Consider the following 20,417-nt stretch of genomic DNA (forward strand, 5'->3'; position numbering starts at 1 on the left):
CGACGCGAACGCCATGACGTCAGCAAGTGATGCGCCGAAATCCAACGATTCGGATGAGAACGAACCGCGCCCACTAAATATGATCGAGGCGATTAACGAGGCGCTCGACATCATGCTGGAGCGCGATCCGGACGTGGTGATCATGGGAGAAGATGTTGGCTATTTCGGCGGGGTGTTCCGCTGCACGGCAGGTTTGCAGGAAAAGCATGGCAAGACGCGGGTGTTCGATACGCCGATCAACGAATGCGGCATTATCGGTGTTGCGGTCGGTATGGGAGCGTATGGTTTGCGTCCGGTTCCGGAGATACAGTTTGCAGACTATATCTATCCCGGCCTGGACCAGCTCATTAGTGAAGCGGCGCGGCTACGCTACCGGTCCGCTGGTGAATTCATCGCCCCGATGACGGTACGTAGCCCATTCGGCGGCGGTATCTTTGGGGGACAAACACACAGTCAAAGTCCAGAGGCCCTGTTCACGCACGTGTCAGGCCTGAAGACGGTCATCCCGTCCACGCCCTACGATGCGAAGGGCCTGCTGATTTCCGCGATCGAGGACAATGATCCGGTAATCTTTTTTGAGCCGAAACGTATATATAACGGTCCCTTCAGCGGCTATTATGACAAACCGGTCGAACCCTGGAAGCGCCATGCCGACGCCGTGGTTCCCGAAGGTCACTACCGCATTCCCTTGGGCAAGGCGCGCACCGTGCAGTCGGGCGAGGCCGTTACCGTGCTGGCCTATGGCACGATGGTCCATGTGGCGAAGGCAGTGTGCGAAGCCAAAGGCGCCGATGCCGAGATCATCGATCTGCGCACGCTTGTTCCGCTGGACATCGAGGCCATCGAAACCTCGGTAAAAAAGACGGGCAAGTGTTTGATTGTACACGAAGCGACGCGCACCTCAGGCTTCGGTGCCGAACTGTCCGCGCTGGTTCAGGAACGCTGCTTCTACCACCTCGAAGCTCCGGTCGAACGCGTGACCGGCTTCGACACTCCATATCCGCACAGCCTCGAATGGGCGTATTTTCCCGGGCCCGTCCGTATCGGCGAGGCCATCGACAGAATTCTGGAGGCCTGAGTCATGGCGAAATTCACATTCAATATGCCCGACGTCGGTGAAGGCGTGGCCGAGGCTGAAGTGGTCGAATGGCACGTCAAGGTAGGCGATACGATCAGCGAGGACGATCATCTTGTCGACGTCATGACCGACAAGGCTACCGTCGATATCGAAAGTCCGGTGGATGGCAAGGTGCTCGAAATCGCTGGAGAAGCAGGCGATATCGTCCCAGTCGGCTCGATGCTGCTGGTGATCGAAGTCGAAGGTGAGGCGAGTGACGAAGGTGACGATGTTGGCGAAGCGGCTGATGCTGACGACGTCGTGACGCCTGCTCCGGCACCCAAGGACGAAGCGGTCACCGAGCGGATCGAAACGGAAACGTCCGATGCAAGCGACGCCAATGACGCGATTGCAAGAGGGCGCGGAGAAACTGCGCCAGCCAAGCCATCACCAGAGAAGCCTGAACTTAGATCTGTCTCAGCAACGGATCCCAAGGTGCTGGCTTCGCCCGCAGTTCGCAAGCGGGCTAAGGACTTGGGTGTAAGTCTTTCCGAAGTAAGGTCATCCGAAGAAGGCCGTATTCGGCATGGGGATCTTGACGCATTCCTGTCCTATTCCAGTAGCGGTGGTTACGCTTCAGTTGGCGCAACCCGCGAAGACCAGCCGATCAAGGTGATCGGACTTCGCCGCCGCATTGCCGAAAACGTGCAGGCCGCCAAGCGCAACATCCCGCACTTCACTTATGTCGAAGAAACCGATGTTACAGAAATGGAACGGATGCGGGCGCAGCTGAACGACAGGCGGGGCGGCAAGCCCAAGCTGACCATGCTGCCGCTTCTGATAACCGCGATCTGCAAGATCCTGCCGGACTATCCGATGATCAATGCCCGCTATGACGATGAGGGCGGGGTGGTAACGCGCCATGGCGCCGTTCATCTAGGCATGGCCGCGCAGACTGAGAACGGTTTGATGGTGCCGGTGATACGCGACGCGCAGAGCCGCAATTTGTGGCAGCTCGCGACTGAGATCGGCCGTTTGGCCGATGCGGCGCGGGACGGTACGGCGAAGTCTGACGAGCTATCCGGCTCTACGCTTACGGTAACTTCGCTCGGTCCGCTGGGCGGGGTGGCAACTACGCCTGTAATCAATCGGCCGGAAGTCGCCATTATCGGCCCCAACCGTATTATCGAACGCCCAATGTTTGTGCCTGACGGTATGGGCGGTGAGCGGATCGAAAAACGCAAGCTGATGAATATTTCGATCAGCTGCGATCACCGTGTCGTGGACGGGTATGATGCGGCCAGCTTCATTCAGGATTTGAAACGGATGCTGGAAGCGCCTGCGACGATGCTGGCGGGCTAGGCTGTCTTAGCGCACGCGGGCGCTGTAGGTGATGCGCCCGCTGCGCGGGGGTACTGTCCATCGCAGGTTTGTCACATCTTCGGGGGATGCAATCCGGCCGGCATGGCGCAATTGGCCTAACCGCCCCCAATGGCGTCCGCCATCCGCCGATACCGTCAGGCCCGCCCGGCTGCTGCGGGTGAAAGCGAGGGCACGCGGCACGGCAACGGATACTGTCAAATCACCGTCGTCTCTCGGCTTCTCCCACTCCACCATAAGCACGACGACGTCGCCGCGCTCGAGCTCGTTGGCTGGCGCCAGGGTTCGTGCGGTACGTCCCTGCGTAATTAGTCCCGTGCGCTCGACATAGACTGAGCGGGAGACGGCGTGAATGACCTCGGCCGCCGCGCTGGTAGTCCATATCGCGCCGATCAGGCCGGTCAATCCGAACGCAAATGCCACCGTCCGTGCTGTTTTCATGGCCCCAAACCCCCTTGCCTTCCATCACGGAAGCGCTGCGGATGCCGTACGTTTGTAAGCCCGAAAATATGGTTAATTGGCGGTCTGTAAAATAACTTCGCGCTTACTCTGTTGCAGACTGTTGACACCCGAATGAGGCTGGCCTAGTGGCGCGTTTCTCCGGTGGTCAAGGTGCTGTCGGACACACCCGCGCGGGTGTAGCTCAGTTGGTTAGAGCGCCGGCCTGTCACGCCGGAGGTCGCGAGTTCAAGTCTCGTCACTCGCGCCATTTTCTTTATTTTGAAGTTGTTGGATCGGCGGCCGTTTCAGGGGCAGCCGACAGTAAAGCCATTCTTGTTACGTGGTTGGTCGCACAGTCCGAAAGCGAGTGCGTAGCCCGACCAGCATTCAGCAGATTCCGAATTCCTGCTACACGAGGATCAATCCTCCGGCACGCCCCAGCGGCCCGTCTCCATCCAGATCAGGAAGTTGCGCAAAGGAACCAGCCATAACAGGCCCAGAACGATGTACACGACAGTCTGCGCTAGCACCGGCCATCCGCCGATAAGTGGTGGCGCATAACGCGCGATTAACAAGGCATAGATGGTGAGTGCCAGCAGCAATCCCACAATGCCGAAAGGAATGCGCCATGTTGGTTGTTCGCGCATGGATCAAACCTCGTAGAAGCGGGTGGGGGTAACGATGGCATGGAGGCGCTGGTCATGCGGCTCCGTCGGCAATTCGTCGCGCAATTGTACGTCCCAGGCCATGCCGATGCGGACGGTGTCGGGATGGTCGGCCAGCCAGCGATCATAATGCCCGCCGCCTTGACCCAGCCTATCGCCAGCAGCGGTGAAGCCGAGCAACGGTATGAACAACACGGTCGGTTCGGCAGGCGCTGCGTCAGCCTTTGGCTGCCTCATCTTGAACGGACCCGGTTCCAGATCGCTTTCCTCGAACATGTCGGTCCATTCGGCGAATTCCACGACGGGCTCGGCAACGTCTTCGTTTGGGGTATCGCTGAGCCTTGGCAATGCAACGGTATGCCCTAGCTCCTGCCAATGCCTGGCGTAGGAATGTGCAGGTGCCTCGTGCGCGGTGGCGTGGTAAAGCCCCACGATCGCACCCTGCGGCACTAACGCCGCAAGAGGCGCGGGCGGACGCATGAACAGTAGGCCGCGTGTCGCATCGTCCAGCGCCGCTACATGCTCCCGACGCGCCGCCCGCAGTTCCGATCGTAAAGCCGCCTTCGCAATGCCGGTCTCGATGCTCTGCGGGGTATGCGCGGGCGGGGTCTGCGGAGGAATATCTGTCATCAAAGGTGCAATCCAGTCCACCGGCATGGCCGGGATCGGGCCCATGGTGGGTGGCGGAACCACCATGGGTCGGTGCCAGGGAAATCCTCTGACGCGAAAACGTCAGGTGGGCGCCGTATGCTCCAGGGCCCGGGACTTTCCCTCCCGAAAGAGGGGCCCGTACCCAAAAACAGGGACAGCTCCCTAGGATAGCTTATAGCCTCAGGGATGTTCTACGGCTCGTGCCGGGCAGTCCCGCCACCATCTATCTAGTGTGCGGTGGCGCTTGTCTCAAGCTTGGTCGCGCATTCTTCCAGTAGGCCGGCAAAGCGTTCGAGCGCCGGGAGCACATCGGGATCAGCCAGTAATGATATTGGCGAGACGGACGCAGAGCTGCGTGTAGCTTCCAGTTCTTCCTTCAGCGCGGCATTCGCTTTACGCGTTTGCGCCAGTTCGCCGTCCGATTGTTGTTTCACCTCCCCAGCGCTGGAAGCCTCATCTTGCGCGGCGTCGCGCTCTGCTTCCAGCTTGCGCAGGGCTTCTGCGCTTTCGGTGCGGGCGGAACGCAAGGCGGCGACCTCTTCGCGCAATTGGGCCAGTTCGGCTGCGGCGGGTGCCTGCCGCTGCGTGGCGGCGGCGAGACTTTGTTGTGCCGCCTCGACATCGGCTTCAAGCGATTCGACCTGTTCCTGAAGCTTCGTGTGAAGGGTCTGCGGGTTGTCGCGGTCGCTTTTCAGCTTTTGTAGCGTCGTCTGCAGGGTTTCGTTCTGGTGCAGTGCCTCGTCCCGCTCTCGCTGGGCGGTAGTCAAGGCGTCCGATTTGGAAGCGAGATCTGTGCGAAGGACTTCGACCTGTTGAGCGACCTCGGCATCCTGTGTTCCCAGCGCCGCCAGCTTGCCGGCCGTGTCCTGTAGCTCGTCCGCCAACAGCAAGCTGGCGAATAGCAGGTTCTTCGCTTCCTGCGGCGCAAGGCGCCCCATGTCCCGCAGCTTACCGTCGATCATCGCGCCGAGCTGAGCGACGCGATCTTCTTCCCCGGCTTCGCAGGCAATGGTGTAGCTCTTGCCGCCAACTTGCAGTCTGACTTCGCTCATTCTTCAAGCGTCCCGATCAGCGCGTCCAGTTCCCTGAGATTGACGGCGACTTCATCGCGCAATGCCTCGTGACGGACCACCAGCGCAGACACCGAAGGCGGAGCCGGCCGGATCGTATCGGCCGATTTGCGAATACGCGTGAGAGCGGATTCAATCCGCGCCACCGCTTGCTCCATTCGCTCCCGCGCCTGTTCGGGTTCGCCTGCGGACGATTGCGGATCGGGGCTGCTCATGATGCGAATTTACGGCTTTCTTCATGGAATGGCAAAGGCTTCGCCGGTGCTGTTGATAAGTGGTGGCTGCTACACGCCGAACCGATGGAAAAAGGGTAACCATAAACGCCTGCCGGTGCTGCCTGTCGGAGCCGATCGAAAGCAGCACGGCGAGGGTGAAATATGCCGTCCGCTACGCTTGACCTCAACCGGTCCCTCCGCGACAGCGGGCGCGCCCGAATCCCTTATTCCGCAGGAGCCTTCTCGCATGAGCCTCGACCCCGCCCGTCTGGAACCTATGGCGACGGCGATCCGCGCGCTTTCGATGGATGCCGTGCAGGCGGCCAATTCGGGGCATCCCGGAATGCCGATGGGAATGGCCGATGTGGCGGCGGTGCTGTTTTCCAAACATCTGAAGTTCGATCCTACCGCACCTGACTGGGCCGACCGCGACCGGTTTATTCTAAGTGCGGGCCATGGTTCGATGCTAATTTATTCGCTACTGCACCTCACCGGTTATGCCGCACCGACGATGGAAGATATCCGCAATTTTCGCCAGTTGGGCAGCCCGTGCGCTGGCCACCCGGAAAACTTCCTGCTCGATGCGGTGGAATGCACCACCGGGCCGCTGGGTCAGGGGCTGGCCATGGGTGTCGGCATGGCCATGGCGGAACGGCATCTGAACGCAACTTTCGGTAACGATCTGGTGGACCACAGAACGTGGGTAGTTGCAGGCGACGGCTGTCTTATGGAAGGCGTCAACCACGAAGCGATCGGCATTGCCGGGCACCTCAATCTCGGCCGGCTCAAGGTGCTGTGGGACGATAACAACATCACTATCGACGGCGGTACGGACCTTTCCACCAGCGAGGACATTCGCGCCCGCTACCGCGCGACCGGCTGGCATGTGGTCGATTGCGACGGGCATGATTTTGCCGACATCGAGCGCGCGCTGGACGAGGCGGCGGCAACCGACCTGCCTACGCTGGTCGCGTGCAAGACGATTATCGGCAAGGGCGCCCCTAACAAGCAGGGCACCAGCGCCACTCACGGTGCGCCGCTGGGGCCGGAGGAAATCGCGGCCGCCCGTGATGTGCTGGCCTGGGACCACGATCCCTTCATCATCCCCGATCGTATTCTGGAAGACTGGCGCGCAACCGCGCAGCGCGGTAAGGATGCACGTGCCCAATGGACTTCACGGTTGGAAGAAAGTGATCACCGCGCCGAATTCGAGCGCCGCATGGCGGGCGACCTTCCCAACGATATCTATCCGGACGGTTTCTTCGCTGGGCTGTATGCCGAACCGCAGAAGGTCGCGACGCGCAAGGCCAGCCAGATTGCGCTGGAGGCGCTCAACCCCATCTTACCCGAAACCATCGGCGGCAGCGCCGATCTGACCGGATCGAACAACACCAAGACAGCCGGGATGGAGGCGTTCAGTGCCGACGTCCCGGGCAACCGCTACTTGTATTACGGCATTCGTGAATTCGGCATGGCGGCGGCCATGAACGGCATGGCACTGCATGGCGGCGTGATCCCTTATGGCGGCACTTTCATGGTCTTCACTGATTATGCGCGCGGTGCCATCCGGCTATCGGCCCTGCAGCAGGCCCGCGTGATCTACGTGATGACGCATGACAGCATCGGTCTGGGCGAAGACGGGCCGACCCACCAGCCAATCGAACACCTGCAATCGCTGCGCGCGATGCCGAACCTATTAGTAATGCGGCCGGCGGATGTAGTGGAAACAGCCGAGTGCTGGGAAATAGCGCTGCGTCAAGCGGACCGGCCAACCGTGCTGGCATTGAGCCGCCAAGGCCTGCCGCAGCTGCGGCTGGAAGATAAGGGCGAGAACCTGTCGAAGCGGGGCGGATATCGCCTGAAGGCAGCAACAAGCGAACGGCGCGTTATCCTGATTGCGACCGGATCCGAAACGCATCTTGCCATGGAATGCGCCGCCAGGCTGGAAGAGCAGGGCATTGGCACCGATGTCGTGTCGATGGTCTGCACGCAGCTGTTCGACGAACAGGACGAGGCCTATCGCGAGGACGTTCTGCCCAATGTCGGGCCTAAGCGGATTTTGCGGGTCAGCATCGAGGCGGGCACTACTTTTGGCTGGGATCGCTACACCATGCTCAACGGGATGCGGATCGGCATCGATACTTTCGGGGCCTCTGCCCCGGCGGGCGAGCTGTTCGAGAAATTCGGCTTCACCGTCGACGCGATCGTCCCGCAAATAACCAATAAATTGAACGCATAAGCAGGAGTTACGACTATGGCGACGAAGGTTGCAATCAATGGTTTCGGACGGATCGGGCGGCTGGTCGCACGCGCCTTGCTGGAGCGGACCGATCACGATCTCGATCTTGTCGCGATCAACGATCTGGCCGACGCGGAATCCAACGCGCTGCTGTTCCAGTACGATTCCACCCACGGCCGCTTCCCCGGCAAGGTCAGCGTCGATGGCAACACCATCACTGTAAATGGCAAGGTTATTACCGTCACGTCCGAGCGTGACCCGGGTAAGCTGCCACATAAGGACATGGGCATCGATCTGGTGCTGGAATGCACCGGCTTCTTCCAGAGCGACGAGGCCGCACGCCCGCATCTGACAGCCGGTGCGAAGAAAGTGCTCATCTCCGCCCCTGCAAAGAATGTTACAAAGACAATCGTTTACGGCGTAAACCAAGACAGCCTGACAAAAGACGATGTGATCGTATCGAACGCTAGCTGCACCACGAACTGCCTGGCTCCGGTTGCCAAGGTGCTTAACGACGCGGTCGGTATCGAGCGCGGTTTCATGACCACCATTCATAGCTACACCAACGATCAGCGGATGCTCGACCAGATGCATTCCGACATGCGCCGGGCACGCGGCGGGGCGCAGAACATGATCCCCACCACCACCGGTGCCGCCCGTGCGGTTGGACTGGTTTTGCCGGAACTGAATGGCAAGCTGGACGGATCGAGTGTGCGGGTGCCAACCCCCAACGTGTCGCTGATCGATCTGGTATTCACACCGGGCCGCGATACCTCGAGAGAGGAACTGAACGACGCGCTGAAAGCGGCGGCGGACGGTCCGATGAACGGCGTCCTTGATTTTACCTCGCAGCCACTGGTGTCGAGCGATTTCAACCATCACCCGGCTAGCTCTACCGTAGACAGTCTGGAAACCAGCGTAATGGAGGGCAAGCTGGCCCGCGTCGTCAGCTGGTACGACAATGAATGGGGCTTCTCCAACCGCATGATCGATACCGCCGGTGTCATGGCGAAGCTGATCTAGAAGCGCAGACCCTTCCCCGTATGGGGGAGGATTTAGGGGCCGATAATGCCGAAGTTCCAGACACTTGACGATTTGCCAGCCGACCTTTCTGGAAAGGTCGCGCTGGTTCGTGTCGATCTGAACCTGCCGATGGATGGCGGTTCGGCGTCCGATGTGAGCCGGGTCGAGGCAGTCAGGCCAACCGTGCTGGAGCTGGCTGACAAGGGCGCGAAGGTCCTGCTTCTGGCGCATTACGGGCGCCCAAAGGGTCAGCGGCATTCCACTATGAGTACCAGCTGGGTGCAGGGCGATGTGGAGCGGGTGCTCGACCGCGAAATCATGTTCATTCCCGAGGTCATGGGCCCGGTGGTTGAACAGTCGATCGGCATTCTGGGTAATGGCGATATCGGTTTGCTGGACAATGTGCGGTTCTGGCCGGGCGAAGAGGCCAACGACCCTGACTTCGCCGCGGGCATGGCCGATCACGCGGATATTTTCGTGAACGATGCGTTCTCCGCCGCGCATCGCGCCCATGCGAGCACCGTCGGACTGGCGAACCACCTCCCAGCCTATGCTGGGCGCGCCATGCAGGCCGAACTCGATGCGTTGGATGCGGCCTTGGGCAATCCCGAAGCGCCTGTCGCAGCCGTAGTAGGGGGCGCAAAGGTTTCCACCAAGCTGGCCGTGCTCGACAACCTCGTCACACAGGTTCAGCACCTGATTATTGGCGGCGGCATGGCCAACACGTTCCTTGCTGCGCGGGGCGTCGATGTCGGCAAGTCCCTGTGCGAACACGATCTGACCGGTACCGCCAACGCGATCCTCGACAAGGCCGACCATGCCGGTTGCACCGTCCACCTTCCGTATGATGTCGTCGTGGCGCAGGAATTTGCGGCGAACCCTGCTTCATTGCGTGTCTGCAACGTCCACGAAGTGGCTGAAAACGAAATGATACTCGATATCGGCCCGCAAGCGGTCGAGGCTTTGGGCGATGTTCTGAAGACTTGTCGCACGCTGGTCTGGAACGGGCCGTTGGGCGCGTTCGAAACCGAGCCGTTCGATGCGGCCACCGTTTCGCTGGCCCGCACTGCTGCTGCGTTAACCGAAGGCGGATCGCTGACTTCTGTGGCCGGTGGCGGCGATACGGTCGCAGCGTTGGCTCATGCCGGAGTAAAAGATGATTTCACTTATGTTTCAACGGCAGGGGGCGCTTTCCTCGAATGGATGGAGGGCAAGGATTTGCCAGGAGTTGCAGCTTTGATGAGTTGACGCGCTACCGACGAAACTTACCTGTATTCGGGGTTCGGCGCGTCGAAGCTGCATCCCTCTTTCCATAAATCGACCGAATTCCCATGTGCAGGAATTCCGCCTGCATCCTTGAGCATTCGGGCCATATGCATCAGGTTCCATGTCATGAAAGTGGCGTTGCGGCGGGTAAAGTCGTTGTCGAAGCCGACATATCCGCGCTTCTCCCCGTCCGGGCCATCTTCCAGGGCATCGCCATAGGACGGGCCGGGCCCTGCTTCGCCGATCCATCCGGCATCGGCTTGTGGAGGGATCGTGTAGCCCACATGCTGTAACGAATAGAGCACGCCCATCCCGACATGTTTGATGCCGTCTTCGTTTCCGGTCACGATGCAACCGCCGACTTTACCGTAAAAGGTATACTGCCCTTTGTCGTTGGTCTGCCCGGAATGACCGTAAAGTCGTTCGACAAGTTTTTGGCAAAGGCTGCTTTTTTCGCCCAGCCAGATCGGCGTGCCTATGATAAGGATGTCGGCCGCGGCGACCTTGTCCCAGATCGCGGGCCAGTCATCATGGTCGAAACCGTGCTCGGTCATGTCGGGATAGACGCCGGCCGGGATTGTGTGATCGGCCAATCGGACCTGCTCCAGCGCAATATTGCTGCGGGTAAGGATCGTCTCGGGAATGCCCAAAAGCTTGTCCGTGTGCGAACCCTGCGGACTTGGTTTCAGCGTGCAGTTGATAGTCAGCGCTTTCAGGTCACTGAAATCGGTGCTGTTTTCGGCGCAAAGGCGCTCCTGCGTATCGTCGAGCATCGCGTGCAAATCTCCCTGCTGCCTTTCCAATACGCTTCACCGGCGCATTTGGTTACCGCAAGGGCGGGCCGATCGAACGAAACCTAATGACTAAATTGCCGCGAACCGGTTGCGGGCGCTTTACCGTCTGGCTAAGGCCCGCGCGATGTGCGGCGCATTCGTATGCACGCCGCCAGATACACACACTCTACCCACGAAAACCGACAGGGACACAGCCATGACATTCGATGAAATGAAGGATCGTATTGCCAACGGAACGGGCTTCATCGCCGCGCTGGACCAGTCGGGCGGCTCTACCCCCAAGGCCCTCGCGGGCTATGGCGTCGATGAAAGTGCATGGTCTGGCGATGATGAGATGTTCGCCAAGATCCACGAGATGCGCTGCCGCATCGTTGAAAGCTCGGCGTTTACTGGTGACAGAGTTGTGGGGGCAATTCTCTTTGAGAAAACGATGGAGGGCTGCAACCCCGAAGGCATGCCCATTCCAAAGCGGCTGGCAGCGAAAGGCATCGTGCCGTTTCTGAAAGTCGACAAGGGTATGCACGATACGGAAAACGGCGGGCAGTTGATGAAGCCGATGCCGCAGCTCGACGAGAATTGCGCCCGGGCAAAGGAACTTGGCGTATTCGGCACCAAGATGCGAAGCGTCATTCATGAGGCCGACGAAACCGGCGTCGCCGCCAATGTCAGCCAGCAGATGGATTTCGGCTTGCAGATCCTGGGCAACGGACTGGTTCCGATCCTGGAGCCCGAAGTCAGCTTGAAAAGCAGCACTCGCGCGCAAGCCGAAGCGCTGGTTCTGGCCAATATGCTGGAGCAGCTGGACCGCGTGCCCGACGGTAAACAGGTGATGCTGAAACTGACCATCCCTGTCGAACCTGACACCTACGTCCCGCTGGTCGATCATCCGAAAGTGCTGCGCGTGGTCGCGCTCTCAGGTGGATATGAACGGGACGAGGCTTGCGCGGAACTGGCGAAAAATCACGGCATGATTGCAAGCTTCAGCCGTGCCCTTCTGCAGGATTTGCGGTATGATATGGACGATGCCCAGTTCGACGCTGCCCTGACCAGCGCCATCGACCAGATCAGCGCAGCCAGCGCGACCTGAACGGATCGGTCAAGCGCCTGAATTCGCTCGGGGCTGGCTGCTGGCAATATCCGGCGCATAGCTAAACGTGAAACGGTATGAGGACGCGGCGTCCTTGTTCGTGCCATCCTCGCTCGTGTCGTTGTTCATGTCGGCATCCGACTGCCCCTCGTCCTGCGATCCTGCCGCAGGAGGTGGGTTGGCCTGCATCGTCAACATTCCGCGCCGCAAGCGTAGCGGGACATGCTCTTCCATGGTGCGTTCCGACACTGCCCCAAGTTCCGAGATGCGGGCAGCGACCAACAGCTTGCCAGCCTGGATGCACATGACGTCGGGCGGACAGCGGCTATCCTCGATTATTGCGAGCGGCGTGACGGTCACGTGGTGCCCGGCATCAAAGGTTTCGCCAAGCGCGACCGGGAGCTGAACATCGGGCGCTGCGGCCTGTTGCGGGCCGTGAACCAAGACGGAAGCGGGCAGCAAGAGGCCGAGAAGCATTTTGATCATGCTGGCCAACATCCCATAATATTCATGAACCAAACACGAATGCCGGGGGCGGGGCGGCTTCAGCCATAGCGGGGTTGGAGAATTCCGGAGTAGCCTATAATGCGCGCCCAATGGCCAAACCTCCCCCACCCTGTGCGCTCTATCTGATCTCTCCGCTTGAAACCGGGGGTGACTTTCCTGGTCGGTTGGCACGCGCGCTGGATGCAAGTGAAGGGACCAATCCGGTATCGGCATTCCAGTTTCGTGTGAAAGGGCTGGACCAGCATGAGGCGGCGGCGCTTGCTGCGCCTTTGCAGGCAATCTGCGCGGAACGTGATGTCGCTTTCGTCGTCAACGACAGCACCGCGCTGGCTAGGCGGCTCGGCGCAGATGGGGTGCATCTGGGGCAGGGCGACGGCACCGTGGCCGAAGCGCGCGAGGAACTGCCCGCTGACGTGCAGGTCGGCGTCACCTGTCACGCCTCAAAGCATTTGGCGATGGAGGCAGGGGAAGCTGGCGCGGATTACGTCGCATTCGGGGCGTTTCATCCCAGCACGACCAAGGATACCGAGCACCGCGCCGAGCTGGATGTGCTGGAATGGTGGGCCAATCTGTTCGAAATACCATGTGTGGCTATTGGCGGGATTACTCCTGACAACGCAGCGCCGCTGATAGCCGCAGGGGCTGACTTTCTGGCAGTTTCCGGTGCCGTGTGGAATGGTGACGAGGTGGAAGCCATACGCGCTTTTGCAGAAGTCCTGGCGGAGAACCGCGCCTGATTCCGCATGGAACAACAAGGCTCATGCCCTTTGGTTATCAGGACGCCCTTCGCCGTTCGCGCTTTTTGCCCTATAGAACTGCAATCAGCCTGCCGCGCGCTGCCATCGGCCCAAGTCCGGTGGGCGTCATAGCCATAGGAACGACATGAATTTTCTGGACCGCATCATAACCATCCTGATTACAGCCACCATCACGTCGGCAATCTGGATCGTTGCGGGTGGCAGCCTCATCGAGAACGCCACTGCTGACAGTCAGGCAAGCAAAACGCGCCCCGCTGAAGCGGCCCCCAGTCCGAGCCCGGTTGCTGGTGACGGGGGCGATATCGTCGCTATACCCGGCGGAGAAGGGCGCGAGGCCCCCGAAAGCGCCGTGCTGCCGCTGGACGGCGGCGGGGTAGAGACGCAGGATACAGCGCAAAGCGACCAGTTGGCGGTGCCCGTACTTAATGTCCGGCGCGAAGACCTGACCGACACGTTCACCGATGATCGTGGCGGCGGTACGCGGCTGCATGAGGCAATCGATATCATGGCACCCGAAGGCACATCGGTTGTCGCTGCGGCACCCGGCACGATCGAACGAATTTTCCTTTCCGACGCCGGGGGCAAGACGCTGTATATCCGCAGCGCCGACGGCGAAACCATCCATTATTACGCGCATCTGGCCGAGTATGCGAAGGGTTTGAAGGAAGGCCAGCGAGTGCGCCGCAACCAGCGGCTCGGCACGGTTGGCAGTACCGGCAACGCGTCATCCGATGCGCCGCACCTGCATTTTGCGATCCTTCGCACAACGAAGGATGCCAAGTGGTGGGAACCGGCCAACGCAATAAATCCTTACCCGCTGCTCACGCGACAAAACTGAGTTTGGTGCCACGAGCAGGGCGCGGCTGGTTCGGTGGCGCTATGGTCGTTTGGCCGGTCCCGCCCGCTTGCAAAGCAGCCGGGTCTTCTCGCCATTATCGTCCAGCTTCCGCAACGTGTTCGCCGTGTACCGGGCGAACCGAACGCCCTTCATCGGACCACGCGTAAAGGTGACCACATTGCCGATCAGCAAGTATGTTCCGCTTCCCGAAACATCGTGATAGGTGCTGGCATTATCGATGGTAAAATTCATTTCGGGCATTTCCCGGATCGCAGGTCCGGCGGCATCACCCGGCAGAGCGCAGCGATATTGGCCGGTTTTCAGCAAGCCCAATCGCCCGCCCGGTTTCTCACCTTGCCCGCCTTCAGCACTGTTCGCGCCGGCGCCCTGCGGCAGGCCGGCGAACAGCGCCACGGCGGTAAGCGAAAGGGTTGCACAGAGGGTTCGGACGAACTTCATTGATCCTCGTATAGCGCGTCCGGTTCAGCCGCGCCACCTTGCCGCCCTATCGCCGACCCGCTAAGGCGCGCGCAGCTTCGCGGTTTCCCGTAATTCCGCGCCCCGAAAATATAAGGTCATCCCCATGAAGATCAGCGGCGTGGACATTCGTCCCGGCAACATCATCGAATATGAAAACGGCATCTGGAAAGTCGGCAAGATCCAGCACACCCAGCCCGGCAAGGGCGGGGCCTATATGCAGGTCGAGATGAAAAACCTGGTCGATGGCCGCAAGACCAATGTCCGCTATCGCAGCGCCGACACGGTCGAGAAAGTCCGGCTCGACACCAAGGAATTCCAGTATCTCTATGCCGAAGACGAAATGCTCGTTTTCATGGACAAGGACAATTACGAACAGATCAATCTGCCCACCGATCTTGTCGGCGACGCGGCAGCGTTTCTGGACGATGGCATGGATGTGCAGCTGGAACTGTATGACGAAAAACCGATCAGCGTTGCACTTCCCAACACGGTTGAAGCGACCATTACCGAGGCCGACGCCGTGGTGAAAGGCCAGACCGCTTCGTCCAGCTACAAGCCCGCTGTGCTGGAAAACGGCGTGCGCGTGATGGTCCCGCCGCATATCGAAAGCGGAACGCGCATTGTGGTCGATGTGTACGAACGCACCTATGTCGGGAAGGCGAGCTAAGCTGCCATGGTAGCCATATCTGGATTGATCCGCGTCATGGAAAGCGCGGCCCGCAAGGCGGGACATCGCTTGCGCCGCGACTTCGGCGAGGTCGAGCATCTGCAAGTCAGCCGCAAAGGGCCGAGCGACTTTGTGTCCAAGGCAGACCAGCGGTCCGAACGCACGCTGTATGACGAACTCCTGAAGGCGCGCCCCGACTGGGGTTTCGAGCTGGAAGAAGGCGGCACGATCGAAGGCGAGCCGGGCAAGCCGCGCTGGGTCATCGATCCACTCGATGGTACTAGCAACTTCCTCCACGGTATCCCGCATTTTGCTATCTCCATAGCCGCGCAGGAGCGCAAGCTGGACGATAGCGGCTGGGGCGACGTGTTCGGTGCAGTGGTTTACAATCCGATCACGGATGAAACGTTCTGGGCGGAAAAAACTCGCGGGGCATGGCTGCAGGATGCCCGGCTGCGGACTTCTACCCGCGGTTCGATGGCAGACGCCATTATCGCGACCGGTATTCCGTTTCAGGGACATGGCGATTTTGCCGAATGGACCAATATTTTCGGCGCTATCGCTCCGCGCGTTGCGGGCATACGTAGGTACGGCGCCGCCTCTCTCGATCTCGCATGGCTGGCGGCCGGGCGGTATGACGGGTTCTGGGAAAGCGACCTGAAAATCTGGGATACCGCTGCCGGTTGCCTGCTGGTGCGTGAGGCTGGCGGCTTCGTCAGCGATTATCGCGGGCGGTCTGAGAACATCCATTTCAAGCAGGTTCTGGCAGGCAATCAGTCATTGCATTCACGGATGCACAAGATCGTGGCCGAGGTGTTGCGCAAACCGCGAGCGGCGTAACATCGCGAATTCTGTGCATGCCCCGCTTGATGCAGCGCAGTCACGACGCTATGCGCGCTCAACCACTCCTGCAAGCTGTCCGCGGCTATGTGCCCCCGTGGTGGAATTGGTAGACGCGCCGCACTCAAAATGCGGTTCCTAACGGAGTGCCGGTTCGACTCCGGCCGGGGGCACCACCTTTAATAATCAAGCCACAGCGTGTGCTTCCATAGCGCCTCATGTAACTTGTGTGTCCGCATTTGCGAACAGGCTCGTCTGCAGGACACGATGCCTGCTTCGAACAAGAGGAGGTAATCTTGACATTCAATCACATGAATGCGGCTAGAACTGTGGCCGCTGCACTGGTTGTGACGGTCATAACCCAGGTCCTGTACGTTACGGGAATAGTCGGCGGCGGATCCGAGGCGGCGTCTGTGCGGATGGTCTGGACTACGGAAATGGCGATGTTCACCATTCTTGCCGTCATCGGCATTGCGATGGCCGCTCGCGACGAACGATCTCCGCTTGCATGGGCTGCCATCGCCGTTGCGGGGTTCGTGAACGTCCTTCAGACTGGAATGGGACTGGCCATGTTTCCACCTGCTTCCGCTGCGGGGGAGGGGCTTGAGCCTTTGATGGGAACCGTAGTTGCCGGCGCCTTTTTCCTGTATTTTCATGGAAAGGCGCTGATCGGTCTGGCCGCTATCGGCTTCGGCTTGCGTGCCTGGGCCAGCGGAACCTTTGCCGCGAAAGCCATCGGCGGTCTGGGGGTGCTTGCCGGAATGGCTGCGGCGGTACTCAATCTGCTTGGTATGGCAGGCGGTATGCGCTGGGCTCAGCCTGCGGGTGCGTCAGGTACGGCTGCCGCAGCTGTGCTTGCTCTGCTTCTGGTGCTTATCGTTCGGGCGCCATCGCCAAAAAAGGTGACCGCATGATCGAATAGGCCTTGCCATCAGGCGCAGGGTTTGGGAGCGCAGGTTTACATGATTCCGCCCCCATCCCCTCATGCGATTGCTGCCATGGTGGTGACGATAGCTATGTTCGTCGGCTTCATACGCGGACGTCTGTCGATCGAGATCGTGTCCTTGCTCACCATCGCAGTCATCGCGGTCGGCCTGTATTTCTTCCCGATGCCGGATACCAACCCGACGGACGGGTTGAAGCTCGCTTTCGAGGGGTTCGGGCATTACGCGCTGATAACCATCTGTGCCCTCATGATTATGGGGCGCGGGCTGGTGGTGACGGGCGCGCTCGAACCTGCGGCGCGTTTCCTCGAACGGGTGTTCAAGATCAACCTTCAGCTTGGCCTGCTGGTTTCGCTGGTAATTGCCTTCGTGCTGTCAATGGGCGTCAACAATACGCCGGTTCTGGTGCTGCTCATACCGATCTTTGCCGCACTGGCGGCGCGGGGTGCCTTGCCCAGTTCCAAGGCATTGATTCCGCTCAACGCAGCATCACTGTTGGGCGGATTGGCCACGACGATCGGTACCTCGACCAATATTCTCGTGGTCTCGATTGCGGTAGACCTTGGGATGCCGCGTATGGGGGTATTCCATTACACGCCCATCGTACTGATCGCTGGCCTGGTGGCCTTGCCCTACATCTGGCTCGTTATGCCGCGGCTGTTGAAGGACAATCGTGTCGAGGTCGAGCATGGCGAACGCCGGTTTCGTGCGCATCTACGCGTATCGCCGAACAGCGACCTCATTAACAAAACCATGAGCGAAATTATTCCGCGCCTGCCGGACGATATAATCTTCTTCAATGCGCCATCAGGGACGATGGAAGCAAATCAGGAATTCGACGTTTCGGGTACGCATAAGGACCTGGAAGACGCGATGCGGGTGCTGCAGGGCGAAGTTGCCCCGGGGTGGGTGCTGGACCGGATCAGGTCGCGCGCAAGCGAGACCGCGCAAGACATCATCGTTGTGGAAATGGCGGTTACCGCCGATTCCCGGCTACTGAACCGGACGCTTCCCACCAGCGGGATCGGCGATCTGTATGGGGTTGCCGTACTGGGTATTCATCGCCCCACCATCCTTCAGAAGCCGGATCCGACGCTGGCCGGTGACGACATGCGTTTCACCGAGGGCGATGTGCTGCTCGTAATGGGGTTAGCCGACGATCTGCACCAGTTCTCCCGCGCGGACAGCCTGCTGATGCTGGAGGGACGCCGCGAGGTGCCTCGCCGGGCCAAGGCCTTGCTGGCCGCCACCATCATGGCCGTCAGCGTTGGGCTCGCCTCGATTGGCATATTCCCAATCGCCATCGCCGCGCTGGGCGGCGCAATCCTGATGCTGGTGACCGGCTGTGTGAAGTTCGACCGTGTGGGCCGTGCACTGTCGGGTCAGGTGATCGTGCTGATTGCCGCCAGTATCGCGCTCGGCCGGATTATCGACGAAAGCGGGGCGGCGGACTGGCTGGGGCTGGCCCTGTCATCGGGATTGCAGTTTCTGCCGCCTGCGGGCGTATTGGCGGCGATCATGCTGTTCGTCACCGTGCTCACGAATTTTGCCAGCAATGCCACTGCGGCGACGGTCGGCACGCCTATCGCGTTCAGCATTGCAAACCAGCTTGGTATGCCTGCCGAACCGCTGGTGCTGGCGGTGCTGTTCGGGTGCAATCTGTGCTATGCAACGCCGATTGCATATCAGACCAATATGCTGATCATGTCGGAAGGCAGCTACGAATTCCGCGACTACATCCGCACCGGCGTACCGCTTGTCGTATTGATGGTCGCCACGCTATCGATTGCGCTGATGTTTGCCTACGACTTGAATTAACGGACATTTCTCGGGGGATTGGGACATGAAAATAACGACTCTGCTGGCCACTGCGGCTGCTCTTGCGATTGCGAGCGCACCTGCACAGGCGGATGAACTGCGCGACGACCTGATGGCCGACATGCCGGACCTGATGGAACTGTACCGCGATCTCCATGCCAATCCCGAACTGAGCTTCCAGGAAGTGGAAACGGCTAAGAAGCTGGCGGCACGGATGCGGGCGCTTGGCTTTACCGTAACCGAAAAAGTCGGCCGTACCGGCGTGGTCGCGGTGATGGAAAACGGCCCCGGCCCAGTTGTCATGCTACGCGCGGATATGGACGGGTTGCCAGTGGTCGAACAGACCGGCCTTCCATACGCTTCCAAACGGACGGCGACCCCGGCCTCGGGTGTGACGACAGGCGTAATGCATGCGTGCGGTCACGACACTCATATGGCAGCCTGGATCGGCTCTGCGCAATTACTGGCCGAACGCAAGGACGAATGGTCGGGCACACTCGTCATGATCGGACAGCCGGCGGAAGAGCTGGGTGAGGGCGCGCTGGCGATGCTTGAGGACGGGTTGTTCACACGCTTTCCGAAACCCGATTACGTGCTTGCCTTCCACGATGCGGCGCAGTTTCCAGCAGGCATGATCGGCTATTCGCCGGGCTTTGCGCTCGCCAATGTGGACAGCGTCGATGTGACGGTTCCGGGCGTGGGTGGGCACGGGGCCTATCCGCATACCACCAAGGATCCGATTGTGCTGGCAAGCGCCATCGTAATGAAACTGCAAACACTGGTCAGCCGCGAGTCCAGCCCATTGGACCCTGCGGTGATCACAGTGGGTAGTTTTCATGCAGGCGCGAAACACAACATCATTTCCGACGAGGCCAAGCTGCAGCTAACGGTGCGGTCCTACACCGACGAATCGCGCAAGCTGCTACTCGACGGGATCGCGCGTGTGGCCCGGGGGGAGGCGATAGCTGCCGGAATGCCGGACGATCGGATGCCGACCGTAACGGTCGCCGACCCTTACACCCCGTCGACGTACAACACGCCGGAGTTCACCAACCAGATGATGGCGGGCTACCGCACACGGTTCGGCGAAGATCGGGTGATGCAGGTGCCGTCGGTGATGGGCGGCGAGGATTTCGGGCAGTTCTACAGGGCTGATCCAGACAATATCGAATCGCTCATTTTCTGGGTCGGCGGTGTGCCGCAGGATCAATATGACGCGGTGCAAAACGGTAAAGGCAGCCTGCCATCGCTGCACAGCCCGTATTGGGCGCCGGATGCCGAAAAGGTGATCGCCACCGCAGCCGAAGCGATGGCCGCTTCGACGCTCGATCTGCTGGCCAGAAACGGCGACTGATCGTCGTCCGGGTCGTCGGTATGCCATAAATTGAACGGCCGCCGGTGCACTTGCGTGTCCGGCGGCCGTATCTCCTCCCCAGGAGATTTGGTAATTGCGGCAAGCCGGAGAGCCGGTCTCCCGCCTGACGCAACCTATTCAGACATAGGTTCCGAGCCGGTGGTGCAGAGCATTGATCTTCGCCAACTCCTCGCGGTCTTCGGTAGCGCGGGCGTGGCTGGTGAGCGCGGCCCGCAACAGTTTGAAATCCGCGGTCGAGAACAGCGCCCGGGCCCGGCCCGGTTCGGTCTTCGGTGTGTCGGTATCGGTCATTTTCGTTCTCC

The 20,417-nt window shown here is 60.2% G+C and carries 22 protein-coding genes, 2 tRNA genes and 1 other RNA gene; 15 read left to right on the forward strand and 10 right to left on the reverse strand.

The annotated features are described in order from the left end of the window. The first annotated feature begins 13 nt into the window (after positions 1 to 13). The gene (locus tag HME9302_RS04465) at positions 14 to 1,078 is read left to right on the forward strand and encodes an alpha-ketoacid dehydrogenase subunit beta (RefSeq protein WP_181815796.1); all 1,065 of its coding nucleotides are present in this window, start codon (positions 14 to 16) and stop codon (positions 1,076 to 1,078) included. 3 nt (positions 1,079 to 1,081) lie between these two features. Beyond that, complete coding sequence (locus HME9302_RS04470) at positions 1,082 to 2,419, forward strand: dihydrolipoamide acetyltransferase family protein (protein WP_115366027.1); 1,338 nt, start codon at positions 1,082 to 1,084, stop codon at positions 2,417 to 2,419. A 6-nt stretch (positions 2,420 to 2,425) separates the two neighbouring features. On the opposite strand, the gene HME9302_RS04475 is transcribed toward HME9302_RS04470, so the two are convergent. Next, entirely contained in the window at positions 2,426 to 2,878 is a 453-nt protein-coding gene (locus tag HME9302_RS04475) for a hypothetical protein (protein WP_230079872.1), read from the reverse strand. A 191-nt stretch (positions 2,879 to 3,069) separates the two neighbouring features. Here HME9302_RS04475 and HME9302_RS04480 point away from each other — a divergent pair. Next, positions 3,070 to 3,146: transfer RNA gene (locus tag HME9302_RS04480), tRNA-Asp, on the forward strand. Between the two features lie 151 nt (positions 3,147 to 3,297). Here the strand turns inward: HME9302_RS04480 and HME9302_RS04485 are convergent. From HME9302_RS04485 to HME9302_RS04505, 5 genes are all read right to left on the reverse strand, one after another. Further along, the gene (locus HME9302_RS04485; RefSeq protein WP_115366028.1) at positions 3,298 to 3,525 is read right to left on the reverse strand and encodes a DUF2842 domain-containing protein; all 228 of its coding nucleotides are present in this window, start codon (positions 3,523 to 3,525) and stop codon (positions 3,298 to 3,300) included. A gap of 3 nt (positions 3,526 to 3,528) precedes the next feature. Then, on the reverse strand, positions 3,529 to 4,239 hold the full coding sequence (locus tag HME9302_RS04490) for a 5-formyltetrahydrofolate cyclo-ligase (RefSeq protein ID WP_230079873.1): 711 nt from the start codon (positions 4,237 to 4,239) through the stop codon (positions 3,529 to 3,531). Continuing rightward, positions 4,226 to 4,411, reverse strand: a non-coding RNA gene (ssrS, locus tag HME9302_RS04495) — 6S RNA. The genes HME9302_RS04490 and ssrS overlap by 14 nt, the downstream gene beginning before the upstream one ends. Before the next feature lie 10 nt (positions 4,412 to 4,421). Next, a complete protein-coding gene (gene zapA / locus HME9302_RS04500; RefSeq protein ID WP_115366029.1) occupies positions 4,422 to 5,246 on the reverse strand; it encodes a cell division protein ZapA in 825 nt (274 codons plus the stop codon). Then, entirely contained in the window at positions 5,243 to 5,479 is a 237-nt protein-coding gene (locus HME9302_RS04505; protein ID WP_115366030.1) for a hypothetical protein, read from the reverse strand. The genes zapA and HME9302_RS04505 overlap by 4 nt, the downstream gene beginning before the upstream one ends. A 247-nt stretch (positions 5,480 to 5,726) precedes the next feature. Between HME9302_RS04505 and tkt the strand changes: the two genes are divergently transcribed. Genes tkt through HME9302_RS04520 form a run of 3 tightly spaced genes read left to right on the forward strand, consistent with a single transcriptional unit; the run spans position 5,727 to position 9,989 of the window. Continuing rightward, a complete protein-coding gene (gene tkt, locus HME9302_RS04510; protein WP_115367478.1) occupies positions 5,727 to 7,718 on the forward strand; it encodes a transketolase in 1,992 nt (663 codons plus the stop codon). Between the two features lie 15 nt (positions 7,719 to 7,733). Then, on the forward strand, positions 7,734 to 8,741 hold the full coding sequence (gene gap, locus HME9302_RS04515) for a type I glyceraldehyde-3-phosphate dehydrogenase (protein ID WP_115366031.1): 1,008 nt from the start codon (positions 7,734 to 7,736) through the stop codon (positions 8,739 to 8,741). Positions 8,742 to 8,786: 45 nt separating this feature from the next. Beyond that, positions 8,787 to 9,989 (forward strand): phosphoglycerate kinase, encoded by a 1,203-nt coding sequence (locus HME9302_RS04520; protein ID WP_115366032.1) that lies wholly within the window; start codon positions 8,787 to 8,789, stop codon positions 9,987 to 9,989. A 17-nt stretch (positions 9,990 to 10,006) separates the two neighbouring features. On the opposite strand, the gene HME9302_RS04525 is transcribed toward HME9302_RS04520, so the two are convergent. Next, positions 10,007 to 10,780 (reverse strand): flavodoxin family protein, encoded by a 774-nt coding sequence (locus HME9302_RS04525; RefSeq protein ID WP_115366033.1) that lies wholly within the window; start codon positions 10,778 to 10,780, stop codon positions 10,007 to 10,009. Between the two features lie 217 nt (positions 10,781 to 10,997). Here HME9302_RS04525 and HME9302_RS04530 point away from each other — a divergent pair, with 217 nt between their 5' ends. Then, entirely contained in the window at positions 10,998 to 11,888 is an 891-nt protein-coding gene (locus HME9302_RS04530; protein WP_115366034.1) for a fructose bisphosphate aldolase, read from the forward strand. A 9-nt stretch (positions 11,889 to 11,897) separates the two neighbouring features. Here the strand turns inward: HME9302_RS04530 and HME9302_RS04535 are convergent, their stop codons facing one another. Further along, a complete protein-coding gene (locus tag HME9302_RS04535) occupies positions 11,898 to 12,374 on the reverse strand; it encodes a hypothetical protein (RefSeq protein ID WP_147270761.1) in 477 nt (158 codons plus the stop codon). A gap of 110 nt (positions 12,375 to 12,484) precedes the next feature. Between HME9302_RS04535 and thiE the strand changes: the two genes are divergently transcribed. Both thiE and HME9302_RS04545 read left to right on the forward strand, forming a co-directional pair. Then, complete coding sequence (gene thiE / locus HME9302_RS04540) at positions 12,485 to 13,132, forward strand: thiamine phosphate synthase (protein ID WP_115366036.1); 648 nt, start codon at positions 12,485 to 12,487, stop codon at positions 13,130 to 13,132. A 145-nt stretch (positions 13,133 to 13,277) separates the two neighbouring features. Beyond that, positions 13,278 to 13,991, forward strand: coding sequence for a M23 family metallopeptidase (locus HME9302_RS04545; protein ID WP_115366037.1), 714 nt, complete (start codon positions 13,278 to 13,280; stop codon positions 13,989 to 13,991). Positions 13,992 to 14,030: 39 nt separating this feature from the next. On the opposite strand, the gene HME9302_RS04550 is transcribed toward HME9302_RS04545, so the two are convergent. After that, the gene (locus tag HME9302_RS04550) at positions 14,031 to 14,450 is read right to left on the reverse strand and encodes an elongation factor P (protein ID WP_115366038.1); all 420 of its coding nucleotides are present in this window, start codon (positions 14,448 to 14,450) and stop codon (positions 14,031 to 14,033) included. Positions 14,451 to 14,574: 124 nt separating this feature from the next. On the opposite strand from HME9302_RS04550, the gene efp reads away from it, so the two are divergent. The 6 genes from efp (at position 14,575) to HME9302_RS04580 (ending at position 20,094) form a co-directional block, all read left to right on the forward strand. Then, positions 14,575 to 15,138 carry an elongation factor P gene (gene efp, locus HME9302_RS04555; protein ID WP_115366039.1) on the forward strand — a complete coding sequence of 188 codons (564 nt, stop codon included), beginning with the start codon at positions 14,575 to 14,577 and terminating at the stop codon, positions 15,136 to 15,138. A gap of 6 nt (positions 15,139 to 15,144) precedes the next feature. Next, positions 15,145 to 15,978 carry an inositol monophosphatase family protein gene (locus HME9302_RS04560; RefSeq protein ID WP_115366040.1) on the forward strand — a complete coding sequence of 278 codons (834 nt, stop codon included), beginning with the start codon at positions 15,145 to 15,147 and terminating at the stop codon, positions 15,976 to 15,978. 91 nt (positions 15,979 to 16,069) lie between these two features. Further along, a tRNA-Leu gene (locus HME9302_RS04565) sits at positions 16,070 to 16,154 on the forward strand. Between the two features lie 120 nt (positions 16,155 to 16,274). Next, positions 16,275 to 16,892 carry a hypothetical protein gene (locus tag HME9302_RS04570; RefSeq protein WP_147270762.1) on the forward strand — a complete coding sequence of 206 codons (618 nt, stop codon included), beginning with the start codon at positions 16,275 to 16,277 and terminating at the stop codon, positions 16,890 to 16,892. Positions 16,893 to 16,940: 48 nt separating this feature from the next. Further along, positions 16,941 to 18,740 carry an SLC13 family permease gene (locus HME9302_RS04575; RefSeq protein WP_115366042.1) on the forward strand — a complete coding sequence of 600 codons (1,800 nt, stop codon included), beginning with the start codon at positions 16,941 to 16,943 and terminating at the stop codon, positions 18,738 to 18,740. 25 nt (positions 18,741 to 18,765) lie between these two features. Beyond that, on the forward strand, positions 18,766 to 20,094 hold the full coding sequence (locus tag HME9302_RS04580) for an amidohydrolase (protein ID WP_115366043.1): 1,329 nt from the start codon (positions 18,766 to 18,768) through the stop codon (positions 20,092 to 20,094). Between the two features lie 138 nt (positions 20,095 to 20,232). On the opposite strand, the gene HME9302_RS13235 is transcribed toward HME9302_RS04580, so the two are convergent. Beyond that, a complete protein-coding gene (locus HME9302_RS13235) occupies positions 20,233 to 20,406 on the reverse strand; it encodes a hypothetical protein (RefSeq protein ID WP_181815686.1) in 174 nt (57 codons plus the stop codon). Positions 20,407 to 20,417: the final 11 nt, after the last annotated feature.

It is taken from the genome of Alteripontixanthobacter maritimus (assembly GCF_003340475.1).
GTDB lineage: Bacteria > Pseudomonadota > Alphaproteobacteria > Sphingomonadales > Sphingomonadaceae > Alteripontixanthobacter > Alteripontixanthobacter maritimus.